The 14,407-nt window shown below is 54.2% G+C and carries 9 protein-coding genes; 2 read left to right on the top strand and 7 right to left on the bottom strand.

Annotated features, from left to right (window positions below; all coding sequences use genetic code 11):
- Window positions 1–283: 283 nt before the first annotated feature.
- Both rpoC and rpoB read right to left on the bottom strand, forming a co-directional pair.
- Window positions 284–3,814 (bottom strand): DNA-directed RNA polymerase subunit beta', encoded by a 3,531-nt coding sequence (rpoC, locus tag B5F17_RS01970; protein WP_407922584.1) that lies wholly within the window; start codon window positions 3,812–3,814, stop codon window positions 284–286.
- A 25-nt stretch (window positions 3,815–3,839) separates the two neighbouring features.
- On the bottom strand, window positions 3,840–7,565 hold the full coding sequence (gene rpoB, locus B5F17_RS01965; protein ID WP_164470495.1) for a DNA-directed RNA polymerase subunit beta: 3,726 nt from the start codon (window positions 7,563–7,565) through the stop codon (window positions 3,840–3,842).
- A gap of 265 nt (window positions 7,566–7,830) precedes the next feature.
- On the opposite strand from rpoB, the gene B5F17_RS01960 reads away from it, so the two are divergent.
- Complete coding sequence (locus tag B5F17_RS01960) at window positions 7,831–8,970, top strand: polysaccharide deacetylase family protein (protein WP_087370223.1); 1,140 nt, start codon at window positions 7,831–7,833, stop codon at window positions 8,968–8,970.
- A 101-nt stretch (window positions 8,971–9,071) separates the two neighbouring features.
- Here the strand turns inward: B5F17_RS01960 and B5F17_RS01955 are convergent, their stop codons facing one another.
- The 5 genes from B5F17_RS01955 to B5F17_RS01935 all read right to left on the bottom strand — a co-directional run bounded on the left by B5F17_RS01955 (window position 9,072) and on the right by B5F17_RS01935 (window position 12,641).
- Window positions 9,072–9,467, bottom strand: a complete 396-nt coding sequence (locus tag B5F17_RS01955; RefSeq protein WP_087370222.1) for a hypothetical protein — start codon at window positions 9,465–9,467, stop codon at window positions 9,072–9,074.
- 18 nt (window positions 9,468–9,485) lie between these two features.
- On the bottom strand, window positions 9,486–9,941 hold the full coding sequence (locus B5F17_RS01950; protein ID WP_087370220.1) for a hypothetical protein: 456 nt from the start codon (window positions 9,939–9,941) through the stop codon (window positions 9,486–9,488).
- Between the two features lie 296 nt (window positions 9,942–10,237).
- A complete protein-coding gene (locus B5F17_RS01945; protein ID WP_016147584.1) occupies window positions 10,238–10,960 on the bottom strand; it encodes an amino acid ABC transporter ATP-binding protein in 723 nt (240 codons plus the stop codon).
- On the bottom strand, window positions 10,947–11,732 hold the full coding sequence (locus B5F17_RS01940; protein WP_242968689.1) for an amino acid ABC transporter permease: 786 nt from the start codon (window positions 11,730–11,732) through the stop codon (window positions 10,947–10,949). The genes B5F17_RS01945 and B5F17_RS01940 overlap by 14 nt, the downstream gene beginning before the upstream one ends.
- Before the next feature lie 99 nt (window positions 11,733–11,831).
- Window positions 11,832–12,641 (bottom strand): basic amino acid ABC transporter substrate-binding protein, encoded by an 810-nt coding sequence (locus B5F17_RS01935; RefSeq protein WP_087370218.1) that lies wholly within the window; start codon window positions 12,639–12,641, stop codon window positions 11,832–11,834.
- Window positions 12,642–12,973: 332 nt separating this feature from the next.
- Here B5F17_RS01935 and B5F17_RS01925 point away from each other — a divergent pair, with 332 nt between their 5' ends.
- Window positions 12,974–14,401, top strand: a complete 1,428-nt coding sequence (locus B5F17_RS01925) for an MBOAT family O-acyltransferase (protein ID WP_162608048.1) — start codon at window positions 12,974–12,976, stop codon at window positions 14,399–14,401.
- Window positions 14,402–14,407 lie beyond the last annotated feature (6 nt).

Raw genomic sequence — 14,407 nt, 5'->3', positions numbered from 1 at the left:
CCAAACGCCCCCAGGTCAAGCATTTTTTCTCGATTCCCTTTTTTTCACAAGAAAATCGCTCTAGAGCCCGTCCGACCTGTCTATTTTTCCCTTTTCACTCTGATAAATACATGAATTTTTCAGAGTTTTTCCGGCGAATGCGGTCGGTTTCCGGGATTTGCACCCGTGATCGACACAAAAGCAGAGGTTTTGCAAACAGTATGCAGTTTGTCTGTCAGTTTAGAAAGAGCCCCGAAACTTAGGTTTCGGGGCTCTGCTGTTGCGTTTATGGAAAGCAGGTCAATCAGTCGAGATTGACGGTCTGCTCGTAGTGGCCTTCGCAGTACTCGCTCATACCGGAACCAGCCGGGATCAGCTTACCGATAATAACGTTCTCCTTCAGGCCGAGCAGCGGGTCAACCTTACCCTTGATCGCAGCCTCGGTCAGGACACGCGTGGTCTCCTGGAAGGAAGCGGCAGACAGGAAGGATTCGGTTGCCAGCGATGCCTTGGTGATACCCATGAGGGTCGGGCTGCAGGTTGCCAGCTTGAGATCGGTCTCGCCAGCGTCGATGCGTGCCTGTACCTCATTGTTGTAATCCTCGAACTCGAGCAGGTCGATGACAGAACCAGGCAGTACCTTTGCGTCGCCTGCGTCCTCAACCTTAACCTTGCGCATCATCTGACGAACGATAACCTCAATGTGCTTATCGTTGATGTCTACGCCCTGCTGGCGGTAAACCTTCTGGACTTCCTTAATCAGGTAGTCATGAACGGCACGCGGATCGCGTACACGCAGGATATCGTGCGGGCTGAGTGCGCCGTCGTTGAGCTGCTCACCCTGCTCGACGTACTGACCATCCTCGACACGGATGCCGGAGGAAGAAGCCAGCTGATAAGAACGGGTGTCGCCGTTCTCGGTGTTGACGATGTTGACCGTCTTGAGCGTGGTACGCTTGGACTCCTCGATGTTGACACGGCCGGAGATCTCTGCCAGCGTTGCAACCTTCTTGGGCTTGCGTGCCTCGAACAGCTCCTCGACTCGGGGAAGACCCTGGGTAATATCCGAACCTGCGACACCACCGGTATGGAAGGTACGCATGGTCAGCTGGGTACCGGGCTCACCGATGGACTGCGCAGCGATAATACCAACTGCCTCGCCCAGGCCGCACGGATCGCCGGATGCCAGGTTCATGCCGTAGCAGTGGGTGCAGACGCCCTTGCGTGCGCGGCACTCCAGAACCGAACGAATCTGAATGCGGGTGATGCCCATTGCGATGATCTTGTCAGCGTCAGCCTCGGTCATCATGTGATCCTTGGAGATGACCAGGTTGCCGTCGTTATCGTACAGGTCGTCAACCAGGTAACGACCGATGAGACGCTCGTGGAACGGCTCGATGGTCTGGTTGCCTTCCTTAATATCCTCAACCCAGATGCCCTTGGTTGCGCCGCAGTCATCCTCACGGATGATGACATCCTGCGAAACGTCAACCAGTCGACGGGTCAGGTAACCGGAGTCTGCAGTACGCAGTGCGGTATCGGCCATACCCTTTCGAGCGCCTCGTGCAGAGATGAAGTACTCGAGTACGGACAGACCCTCACGGAAGTTCGACTTAATCGGGATCTCGATGGTTTTACCGGAGGTAGATGCCATCAGGCCGCGCATACCTGCCAGCTGACGAATCTGGTTGATCGAACCACGCGCACCGGACTCTGCCATCATGTGAATGGGGTTGTAGCGCTCCTTCTTCATGTTGTCCTGAAGCTTTGCGGCAACCTTCTTGGTGGTCTCTTCCCACTCGTGTACAACCAGACGGTATCTCTCATCGTCAGTGATGAAACCGCGCTTGTACTTGCGGTCGATCTGTGCAACCTTCTTCTCGGACTCCTGAACCATGAGCTGCTTCTCGTCCGGAACCAGCATGTCGGCGACGGCTACGGTCAGTGCACCCTTGGTCGAGTACTTGTAGCCCATTGCCTTGATGGAGTCCAGAACCTCAGCGGTCTTGTTGAAGTCGTGTACACGGATGCAGCGGTCGATGATCTTACCGAGCTCCTTCTTACCGCAGGTAAACATAATCTCGAGATCGAGCAGGTTCTCGTCGTTTCTCTCGACGAAGCCCAGATCCTGCGGGATGCGTGCGTTGAAGATCAGACGGCCAACGGTTGCGTCAACCACGCGGGAGACAGTCTGACCGCCGATGACGCGGGTCATACGAACCTTGATCGGTGCATGGATGCCAACGACGCCGTCGTCGTATGCCAGCATAGCCTCATCAGGCGATGCAAAGATCTTGCCTGCGCCCGGCTCGTCCGCCTTGTCGATGGTCAGGTAGTAAGAACCGAGGACCATATCCTGCGACGGAACGGTAACCGGCTTGCCGTCCTGCGGCTTGAGCAGGTTGTTCGCAGACAGCATAAGCAGGCGTGCCTCGGCCTGTGCCTCAGCGGACAGCGGTACGTGAACTGCCATCTGGTCGCCGTCGAAGTCCGCGTTAAATGCAGTACATACCAGCGGATGCAGACGGATTGCACGACCCTCGACGAGCTTGGGCTCGAATGCCTGGATACCCAGACGGTGCAGGGTCGGTGCACGGTTCAGCATGACCGGATGGCCCTTGATAACGTCCTCAAGAACGTCCCAGACCTCGGTCTTTGCGCGCTCGACCATCTTCTTAGCCGACTTGATGTTGGATGCCAGACCGTCCTTAACCAGACGCTTCATGACGAACGGCTTAAACAGCTCGAGCGCCATTTCCTTCGGCAGACCGCACTGCCAGATCTTCAGATCCGGACCGACGACGATAACCGAACGGCCAGAATAGTCAACGCGCTTACCGAGCAGGTTCTGACGGAAACGACCCTGCTTACCCTTCAGCATGTCGGACAGCGACTTGAGGGCGCGGTTGTTCGGGCCGGTAACCGGGCGGCCGCGGCGGCCGTTATCGATCAGGGCGTCAACTGCTTCCTGCAGCATACGCTTCTCGTTGCGCACGATGATGTCGGGCGCACCCAGCTCGAGCAGACGCTTCAGACGGTTGTTACGGTTGATGACTCGACGGTACAGGTCGTTTAAGTCGGAGGTCGCAAAGCGGCCGCCGTCCAGCTGTACCATCGGACGGATTTCCGGCGGGATGACCGGAACAACGTCCATAATCATCCACTCGGGCTTGTTGCCCGACAGGCGGAAGGATTCAACAACCTCCAGGCGCTTGATGATGCGCATGCGCTTCTGGCCGGAAGCGTCGCGGAGCTCATTGCGCAGCTCCACGGACAGCTTCTCAAGATCCAGCTGCTGCAGCAGCTTCTTGATGGCCTCAGCACCCATCATTGCCTCGAAATCCTCGTCGTACTTTTCGCGCATGTCGCGGTACTCGGTCTCGGTCAGGATCTGCTTGAGCATGAGCGGGGTGTCACCGGGATCGGTGACGATATAGTTTGCAAAGTACAGCACCTTCTCCAGGATGCGCGGGCTGATGTCCAGAATCAGACCCATGCGGGAGGGGATGCCCTTGAAATACCAGATGTGGGAAACGGGCGCTGCCAGCTCGATATGACCCATGCGCTCACGGCGCACCTTGGCACGGGTGACCTCAACGCCGCACTTATCACAGATCTTGCCCTTGTAGCGTACCTTCTTGTACTTACCACAGTGGCATTCCCAGTCCTTGGTCGGTCCAAAGATGCGCTCGCAGAACAGGCCGTCGCGCTCGGGCTTCAGGGTGCGGTAGTTGATGGTCTCGGGCTTCTTGACCTCGCCGTAAGACCACTCACGGATCAGCTCGGGCGAAGCCAGACCGATTTTAATGGCATTGAACGTGTTATATCCCATAATTTAGAAAGCTCCTCCTGTATCCGCGTTATTCGTCAAAATCGCCGTCGCCGTAGTTGTCCTCTCCGGCGAAATCATCGTCTTCACCGGCTTCTACAGCTGCGCTGTCGAATGCGTCGAGATCGGTGTCTCCATCTTCCGCGTCGTTGATGGCAAAGCCCGCTGCTGCGAACTCCTCATCCGAACCGCTTGCCGGAACCTCAGCCATCGGACGGCCGAAATCTACCTCGTCGTCCTCATCCTCGGACAGCTCGATGACTTCCATGTTCTCGTCGAGTACCTTGATATCCAGGCACAGCGACTGCAGCTCCTTAACCAGAACCTTGAAGGACTCCGGTACACCAGGCTGCGGAACGTTGTGACCCTTGACGATTGCCTCGTAGGTCTTGACACGGCCGGTGATATCGTCCGACTTAACGGTCAGGATCTCCTGCAGGGTGTAAGCGGCGCCGTATGCTTCGAGCGCCCAAACTTCCATCTCACCGAAACGCTGGCCGCCGAACTGTGCCTTACCACCCAGAGGCTGCTGGGTAACGAGCGAGTACGGACCGGTCGAACGTGCGTGGATCTTATCATCAACCAGATGGTGCAGCTTGAGATAATACATATAACCAACGGTAACGCGGTTGTCAAAGCGCTCACCGGTACGGCCGTCGTACAGCCAGCTCTTGCCGTCTGCATCGTAGCCAGCCTTGACCAGCATTTCCTGAATGTCTTCCAGAGTTGCGCTGTCGAATACCGGGGTCTCGACCTTCCAGCCCAGCTTCTTAGCTGCAAAGCCCAGATGCACCTCAAGTACCTGACCGATGTTCATACGCGAAGGTACGCCCAGGGGGTTCAGGACGATGTCAAGCGGGGTGCCGTCTGCCAGGAAGGGCATATCCTCCTGAGGCAGGATGCGCGAGATAACACCCTTGTTACCATGTCGGCCTGCCATCTTATCGCCGACCGAGATCTTACGCTTCTGAGCGATGTAGCAGCGGACAACCATGTTAACACCGGGTGCCAGCTCATCGCCGTTTTCACGGGTGAATACCTTAACGTCAACGACGATACCGGACTCACCGTGCGGTGCACGCAGCGAGGTATCACGAACCTCACGTGCCTTTTCACCGAAGATTGCGCGCAGCAGGCGCTCCTCGGCGGTCAGCTCGGTCTCGCCCTTCGGGGTAACCTTACCGACCAGGATATCACCAGCGTGAACTTCCGCACCGACGCGGATGATGCCGCGCTCGTCGAGGTCGCGCAGTGCGTCCTCACCGACGTTGGGCACGTCACGGGTGATCTCTTCCGGTCCGAGCTTGGTGTCACGTGCTTCGGACTCATATTCCTCGATGTGGATCGAGGTGTAAACGTCATCACGTACCAGACGCTCGTTCAGCAGAACGGCGTCCTCGTAGTTGTAACCTTCCCAGGTCATAAAGCCGATCAGTGCATTCTTACCGAGTGCGATCTCGCCCTTATCGGTCGAAGGACCGTCAGCCAGAACGTCGCCCTTCTTGACACGCTCGCCCAGATCAACGATCGGACGCATGTTGATGCAGGTCGACTGGTTGGATCGCAGGAACTTGGTCAGGTGGTAGGACTTCTCCTCACCGTTGTCGTAGCGGACAGCAACCTCGCGAGCGGTCGAACGGGTAACGACACCGTCGCCCTCGGCCAGCGGGATGATACCCGAGTCAACTGCTGCCTTGTACTCCATACCGGTTGCAACAACCGGAGCCTCGGTCTTGAGCAGCGGCACAGCCTGACGCTGCATGTTCGCGCCCATCAGTGCACGGTTTGCGTCATCGTGCTCCAGGAAGGGGATAAATGCGGTTGCGACCGATACCATCATGCGGGGCGATACATCCATGAGGTCTACATCCTTGCGGTCGACCTCGATGATCTCGTCGCGCATACGGCAGGTGATACGCTCGTTCTTCAGGCAGCCGTTCTCATCGAGCGGCTCGTATGCCTGACATACGATGAACTCATCCTCGACGTCAGCGGTCATGTAGCGAACCTCGTCGGTGACGCGGCCGGTTGCCTTGTCGATGATGCGGTAGGGTGCTTCGATAAAGCCGAAGTCGTTGATGCGCGCATAAGTTGCCAGGTACGAGATCAGACCGATGTTCGGACCTTCAGGGGTCTCGATCGGGCACATACGGCCGTAGTGGCTGTAATGTACGTCTCGAACTTCCATCGATGCGCGGTCACGCGACAGACCGCCGGGGCCCAGTGCGGACAGACGGCGCTTGTGCGTCAGCTCTGCGAGGGGGTTGTTCTGATCCATGAACTGCGACAGCGGAGAAGAACCGAAGAACTCCTTGATTGCTGCGGTCACAGGACGGATGTTGATCAGAGACTGCGGGGTGACGGTATCCATATCCTGGATGGTCATGCGCTCGCGGATGACGCGCTCCATACGGGAGAAGCCGATGCGAACCTGGTTCTGCAGCAGCTCACCAACGCAGCGCAGACGACGGTTGCCCAGATGGTCGATGTCGTCGGTTACGCCGACACCATTGCCGATGTTGAGCAGGTAGCAGATGGTTGCCAGGATATCGTCGACGATGATGGTCTTGGGGATGAGGTCGTGAATGCGGGTCTCAACCGTCTGCTTGAGCTCATCGCCGGTCACGCCGGAATCGATGATCTCCTTGAGGACGGTGAAGCGAACCTTCTCCTTGATGCCCAGATCGTCAGCCGTCATACCGCCGAGGTAATCGCTGAAATCATTGACATCAACCATACCGTTGCCGAATACATGTACCGGACGGCCGTCGGAGGACTCCAGAATGACAGAGTTTACGCCGCGTGCAGCAACGTTGACTGCCTGCTCACGGGTCAGGATGGTGCCTTCCTCTGCCAGAATCTCGCCGGTCATCGGATCGACTGCCGGGGTCAGCAGCTTGCGGCCAACCAGACGGCGTGCAATGTTCAGCTTCTTATTATACTTGTAACGACCAACCGCAGAAATGTCATAGCGGCGGGTGTCGAAGAACATAGCATCCATCAGGCTGGTAGCCGACTCAACAGAGGGCGGCTCGCCCGGACGCATCTTCTTGTAGATCTCGATCAGTGCTTCCTCAGCGGTCTTGGACGGATCGCGCTCGAGGGTTGCCAGAATGCGCTCGTCCTCACCGAACATCTCGAGGATCTCGGCGTCGGTCTTGACGCCCAGCGCACGGATGAGCGAGGTAATCGGAATCTTACGGTTTTTATCGATACGAACGTAGAATACGTCGTTCATATCGGTCTCGTACTCGAGCCAAGCGCCGCGGTACGGGATAACCGTTGCCGACAGGATTGCCTTGTCGGTCTTGTCGAGCTCACGGCCGTAGTATACGCCGGGAGAACGAACGATCTGCGAAACGATTGCGCGCTCCGCGCCGTTGAAGATGAAGGTGCCAGACTGGGTCATGCGCGGGAACTCGCCCATGAAAATCTCCTGCTCCTTGATCTCGCCGGTCTCCTTGTTGCGCAGACGAACGCGCACCTTGAGCGGGCATGCATACGTTGCGTCTCTTGCCTTGCATTCCTCGATGCTGTACTTCGGCTCGTCGAGCGAGTAATCAAGGAAGGTCAGTTCGAGGTTGCCGGTGTAGTCGGTGATCGCAGAGACGTCCTCAAAGACCTCGCGCAGGCCGGTGGCCAGGAACCACTCATAGGACTTCTTCTGGATTTCGATCAGGTTGGGCATCTCGAGGATTTCCTCGATGCGCGCGAAGCTCTTTCTTGTGGTCTTGCCGTGCTGTACGTCTTTCACCATCATGTTGAACCCATCACTCCGTTTCTGAATTTCCGTGGACTTCATACGCCCGGAGGCGTGGCTATTTTTTCTCAATAACTCTTGCGCTCTTTTGAAAAGCGTGCTATTATGAAAATGGTTATCGGAAAATTTATCTTCATTTCGATAAGCGATTTATTATACCATATTTTCCAAGGTATAGTCAAGTGTATTTTAGACAAAAATACAGACGGTTTTCTTGCGGAAACCGTCTTTTTTGTTGCATTTTCAGGAGGTATGAACTGTTTTGCGTCTTTCCCGTCCCCTTGCACTGGTCTGTGCAGCCATCCTGACAGTCTCTTCGGCTTCTGCACTGACCGCTACCCGTTCGAATCAAAACATCTACGTTTATAACCAAAAATCCGACCTTTCTTCCTACGATGTAAACGGAAATAATTACGTCCGCGCCCGCGATTTTGCACGCGTCACCGGCTGCTCGCTCGTGTATGATCCGGACACCTCTTCTATCTCCCTGACCTCGGGTGAATCTTACGATGCGTCGGTCGAGAGCAACCCGGTCGAGACCGCATCCAAGGCCTACGCCCGTCCAACCCTGCAAACGGTCTATATCAACGGCCAGAAAACCGACATTCAGGGATACAGCATCTCGGGCTATAACTACTTCAAACTGCGCGACCTCGGCCGTGCGTTTGACTGGTCGGTAGTCTACAACGGCGCGCAAAAGCGCGTCGAGCTCAACCCCGAACGTCCTTATTTTGAAAAGCAGGGCAACACCATCGTCTATATGTATCACGCTTTCACCGAAGACCCCAACCTGCTCGCTGCACACCCCGATCTGTACACATCCCCGTGGAAGCTGCGCTGCGATATCCGCGACATGCGTGCGCTGGGCTACGAGCTGATTTCGCTCGAAGATTACTATGAAGGCAAGACACAAGCCAATAAAAAATACTTTATCATCACGATCGACGACGGTTATATGAACAACTACACCCTCGCCTATCCGGTTCTGGTCGAAGAGAAGGCTCCGGCTTCCATCTTCACCATCGTCCGTGAGATGGAAAACGAGCAGGGCAACTACTTCACCGCCGCACAGGCCAAGGAAATGGAAGAAAGCGGCTACGTGAAGGTGTACAGCCACAATATCGATCACATCGACTGTACCACGGTCAGCGGCCCGGAATTCAACCGCGAGCTGGAACGTGCTTACGAGTCGCTGCGCTCGGTACTGGGCGCGAAGGAGTTGTTCTTTGCCTACCCCTACGGCGCGTACAATACCAGCACCTACGTCAACGTCCGTGACAACGGCTTCCGCTTGCAGATGGTGCAGAAGCGCAAATTTGCAGCCGATGATATTCTGGTACGCCAGAATGTATGGTACACCAGCAATATGGCATCACTGGTCAAGAAAGCACCGAAAAACTAAAGACAAGAAAAGAGCGTGGACGCAATCAGTCCACGCTCTTTCATTTATACCAAATGTCTTTTCGTCTGTCCAACCTCCTGGCAGACATTCACCTCTACCGTTTACGGATTCCCGATTTGTTTACTACCGATTACAGTTTTACCATCCGATTCATAGATCGGAATTTCACCTGTACGCTGCATATCTTCTCGCAGGACATACCCAGTCTTTCCATCATCGGTTACCGTCGCAATCAAATCTGGTCTCTCATTGTAAATATCCGGTCCATATGTTTGTCCACTTTCATTTACCTGCCACTGTGGATAATCACTCAAATCAATCACCGCAGTATCCGAGTTGCGAATCACTACAAAAGATTGCGCATCCCCCTCACTCTGCGCCTGTCCTGTACTTTCAGACGATGTATGCAACATCGTCATTGATGCAACATGAACACCAATATCTACACACAGCAACACGCAAAGTACGATACCTAAGATAGCAAATCGACGGTTCATATCCATCCCTCTCTATTATCACTTAACATCAAAATACGGTGTCTTTTTACCCTGAATGATACGTGTTTTTCCTGTTGTTGGATCATAAATATCCGCATGTGCCTGACTATAGTAGGAACCAGGCTTGGTTACATTTTCTGTGATAGCATTTGCATTTTTATTATAACTTGCATTAGGAACCACATCCGACCATGCTACCTGATTTCCTCTACCATCATACAGAACCGCTTGTACTCGCATATATCCCTCCGGCATCCCTTTACTGCTAGAACAAGATGCCCCTGCATAAACACCGCCATTAGAGGAGTAATTGATATGAGAGTACAGGGTATATGTAACCCCATCAACAACAATCTCAGTAGCACCACTCACCGATCTCGTATCCACACCAGTTGCTGTTGCAGTTACGACTCCCAAAAACGCACATGTTAAGATACATAATGCAATGAATCTCGTCTGAAAAAACTTTTTCATCAAAAACACCTCCTATTCTTTATATCCTGCCACTATATCAATTTTACATACTAAGACCTCATGTTCACCTCTTTTCTCATAAGCTTAATTTTATATTTATCTTTGTTAGGTTTAGGTTATCACAGCGCAAAATCTATGTCAATATTTATTTCTCTTCATTTCTCTTTTTATAAGCTTTGTACAAAGAAACTTTTCTATTTTTATATAAATTTACATATAACATCACTAATCATATGGAGTATAAAAAACCGCGCTCCGATTACTCGAAGCGCGGTCTATCAATACAAGAAGAAAAATTAGAGCACCTGGGACAGGAATTCCTTGAGTCTGGGGTGCTGAGGATTTTGGAAGAAGGTCTCAGGGTCGTTCTGCTCTGCAATCACGCCGCCGTCCATGAACAGCACACGGGTTGCAACCGAACGCGCAAAACCCATCTCATGGGTAACAACGACCATGGTCATACCCTCGTCTGCGAGCTCCTTCATCAGGTTCAGAACCTCACCGACCATTTCCGGGTCAAGTGCCGAAGTCGGCTCGTCAAACAGCATCACGTCAGGATTCATCGCCAGCGCACGTGCGATCGCGATACGCTGCTGCTGACCACCGGACAGCTGCTTAGGGTAAGCATTCGCCTTGTCCGGCAGGCCGACACGCGCGAGCAGCTCGAGTGCACGCTTGTCCGCCTCTTCCTGGCTCATCAGCCCCAGCTTAACCGGTGCCAGCTTGATGTTTTCCTTGACGGTCAGGTGCGGGAACAGGTTGAACTGCTGGAACACCATGCCCATCTTCTGACGCATCTTGTTGATATCGTTCTTGGGGTCGGTGATATCAACACCTTCAAAAGTGATGGTACCACCGGTCGGCTGCTCGAGCAGGTTCAGGCAGCGCAGGAAGGTCGACTTACCCGAACCGGACGGCCCGATGATAACGACCTTTTCGCCCTTTTCGATGTGCTCGTCGATGCCCTTGAGCACGCAGTGCGAACCATAGGCTTTTTCCAGCTTTTTAACGTCGATCACTTTCGCGCAGCCTCCTCTCAAAGATTGCCAGCAGCTTGGTCATAATCAGAACGATGACCAGATAAATCAGCGCAAGGCTGATGTAGGGTACCAACGGCAGATAGGTCTTGCTGGCAATAACCTTTGCTGCCTGGGTCAGATCCTGTACCGAGATGACCATAACAACCGAGGTCTCCTTGACCAGGGTAATCATCTCGTTGCCCAGTGCGGGCAGAATGTTCTTGATTGCCTGCGGTACGATAATGTAGCGCATGGTCTGGACGTAGTTCAGACCGAGCGAACGGCCGGCCTCCATCTGTCCCTGATCGACAGACATGATACCCGAACGAACGATCTCAGCAACGTAAGCGCCCGAGTTGATACCGAACGTAATGACCGCGCAGACGGTCGCCTCAGCCGAACCCAGCTTGGGTACCATGATAACAAAGCCCATCAGCAAGAGCTGAACCATGACAGGGGTACCACGAATGACCGTCAGGTACAGCTTGCACACTGCATTGAGCACGCGGAGTACAACACCCGGACGGGTGCGCTTGGAGTCGTGCGCCGAACGCACAACCGCAATGAGAATACCGACAACAACGCCCAAAATCAATGCGCCGAGCGCAATGATAAAGGTCGTCTTCAGGCCATTGAGCCAGAATACGCGCCAGCGGTCTTCAAAGACAAATGTCTGAAAAATCTGATAGATGATATTTTGCAGACCCTCAGGCAATCCCTGCACCCAAGCGGGCATGGTCGTTACCCAATCTGCAAACGTTACAAATCCCACCGATTCATACCTCCTTTTTTCTATTTCCGGGAAATGTTAAGGGACGGAACAAGGGGCGGCATGAGCCGTCCCTTGTTTTTGCTGCTATTTTTGTGCAAATTACTCGTGGATGTAGTTTGCAATGATCTCGTCGATGGTGCCGTCAGCCTTGAGCTCTTCCAGAGCGGAGTTAACCTGATCGAGCAGCTCGGTGTTGCCCTTCTTGACAGCTGCTGCATAGTCCTCAACAGCGTACTCGGTGTCCAGAATCTTCAGACCCTGGTTTGCCTCAACGTAAGCCTTTGCCGGCTCGTTATCGATAACAACTGCATCGATCTGACCGTTTACCAGAGCCTGGGTTGCAACAACACCGGACTCAAAACGCTGTACATGCTCCTCACCCAGATCGCCGGTGCAGTAGATGTCGCCGGTGGTACCGGTCTGTACGCCTACGGTCTTGTCTGCCAGATCCTCAACGGTTGCAATGGTGGAGTCTTCCGGAACGATGATGGACTGGATACCGGTTGCGTAGGACTCGGTGAAGTCAACCTGCTCCTGACGCTCGGGGGTTACGGTCATGCCAGCCAGAACGATATCGATCTGATCTGCGCCCAGTGCCGGAATCAGGGAGTCAAACTCCATGTTGACGATCTCGAGCTCCTTGCCCAGCTTATCTGCAACTGCCTTTGCAATGTCAGCGTCGATACCAACAACGTTGTTGTTCTCGTCTACGGTCTCGTAGGGCGGGAAAGTTGCGTTGGTACCCATGCGCAGGGTGCCGCCCTCAGCGCCGGTGTTTGCCTCGGTGCCCTCGGTCTGGGTCTGATCTGCGGTGCTGTCCTCAGCCGGGGTCTCGCTGCCGCCGCAAGCGGTCAGTGCACCAGTTGCCAGCAGGGACATTGCGAGCAGTGCTGCTAACTTCTTCTTCATTGTATTTTCCTCCTTGATAACATCCTCAATGTTTGATCGAGTATTATTATACACCCATTTACATAAATTGCAACCGCTTTTTGCACAAGTTTTACCGCCAAAGAGACAGTTTTTACAAGGAATTTCCGGTCAAAATCGGCGTTTTTTACAAACATCCCCGGCTTTTTTCCGGAAACCGCATTTTTTCTGTATAAATATTCATTCGTTGTATTCTTTTCCTCACCGTATGCGTGCACAAAAACCTATCCCTGCACCCAGTTTTATGATATAATGAGAAATATTCTGTAAAATACGCGCCGGAGGAGATCATGTTATTCAATTCTTATTTATTCATGCTGATTTTTCTGCCGCTGTGTACCGCAGGCTGGTATTTTTGCGCAAAGCGCGGCACGCCGCGTCTGGGCACACTCTTTCTGTTGGCACTGTCCCTGTGGTTCTACGCCGCAAATGACGTGCGCGGTCTTATCCTCCTGCTCGTCAGCGCTGTGGTCAACTGGCTCATCGGACGTCGGCTGACCCAATCGCCCAAAAAGCCGCTGCTGGTTTTGGGACTGATCTTGAACCTTGGCACGCTGGGTGTGCTCAAGTACACGAACTTTGTGCTCGAAAACGTGTCCAGCCTCACCGGTACCACGATCGGCCCGGTGTCCCTGCTGCTCCCGCTCGGCATCAGCTTCTTCACTTTCCAACAGGTCGCCTATCTGGTCGACGCCTATCAGGGCAAAGCCGAGCGCTATACATTAGATGAATACGCGCTCTTTGTCTCCTTCTTCCCCTATGTCACGAGCGGTCCGATCGCCTTTCACAGCGAGATCATCCCGCAGCTGCGCGATCCCAAGCGCCGCACACTGGATTGGGAGAACATCGCACGCGGACTGACGCTGGTCAGCTACGGTCTGGCTAAGAAAGTTTTGCTGGCTGACACGCTCGGCAAGGCAGTCAGCGCTGCCTGGACCGATGTCAGCAGCCTGTCCACCTCAACTGCGCTGGTTGCCATGCTGTCCTACACCTTCCAGCTCTACTTTGATTTCTCCGGCTACTGCGATATCGCCACCGGTGCCGCCCGCATGATCGGTCTGGATCTCCCGCGCAACTTCGATTCCCCCTATCGTTCGTGCTCGATCACCGCATTCTGGAAGACCTGGCACATGACCATGACCCGCTTTTTCACCCGCTATCTGTACATCCCGCTCGGCGGTTCGCGCCGCGGATTTGTGCGCACCTGCATTAACACCTTGGTTGTCTTTCTGGTATCCGGTCTGTGGCACGGTGCAAGCTGGACGTTCATTATCTGGGGCGGTCTGCACGGTCTGGCGCTGACGCTGTCCAAGATTCGCGACCGCTACACTGACAAGCGTCTGCCCCGTCCGCTCGGCTGGCTCATCACCTTCCTGTTTGTCAATATCGCATGGGTCTTCTTCCGTGCACCCAGCCTGACCGCAGCGCTGACCTTCCTGTCCAAGTTCTTCTCCGGCTGGACACGCCTGCCCTATACCTTATATTCCTGCTTTATGACCACCGAACTCAAGGTCGTCAATCAGGTGCTCGGTCTGCAAAGTGAGACGCTCGGTCTGACCGCAACCGTCTTTTTCCTGGTTCTGTCGCTTGTGCTCTGTCTCATGCCGCGCAACGCACTCGACCGTACCCTCGGCGAGCGCTTCCAGCCATCCGGCATCCAGCTGGCCGTATCGTCCATTCTGCTCGTCTGGGCAATCCTGTCCTTCACCGGCGTGAGCACCTTCCTGTACTTCAATTTCTAAAGGAGG

Origin of the sequence: Butyricicoccus pullicaecorum (assembly GCF_002160355.1) — a bacterium.
Classification (GTDB): Bacteria; Bacillota; Clostridia; order Oscillospirales; family Butyricicoccaceae; genus Butyricicoccus; species Butyricicoccus pullicaecorum.
Note: the sequence above shows the minus strand (reverse complement) of the source record. Positions and strands in the feature narration are given on the sequence as shown.

Coding starts and splice junctions, on each gene's coding strand:
- rpoB (WP_164470495.1), bottom strand. CDS start 7,565: ATGGTGAAAGACGTACAGCACGGCAAGACCACAAGAAAGAGCTTCGCG.
- B5F17_RS01955 (WP_087370222.1), bottom strand. CDS start 9,467: ATGAACCGTCGATTTGCTATCTTAGGTATCGTACTTTGCGTGTTGCTG.
- B5F17_RS01950 (WP_087370220.1), bottom strand. CDS start 9,941: ATGAAAAAGTTTTTTCAGACGAGATTCATTGCATTATGTATCTTAACA.
- B5F17_RS01935 (WP_087370218.1), bottom strand. CDS start 12,641: ATGAAGAAGAAGTTAGCAGCACTGCTCGCAATGTCCCTGCTGGCAACT.
- B5F17_RS01925 (WP_162608048.1), top strand. CDS start 12,974: ATGCTGATTTTTCTGCCGCTGTGTACCGCAGGCTGGTATTTTTGCGCA.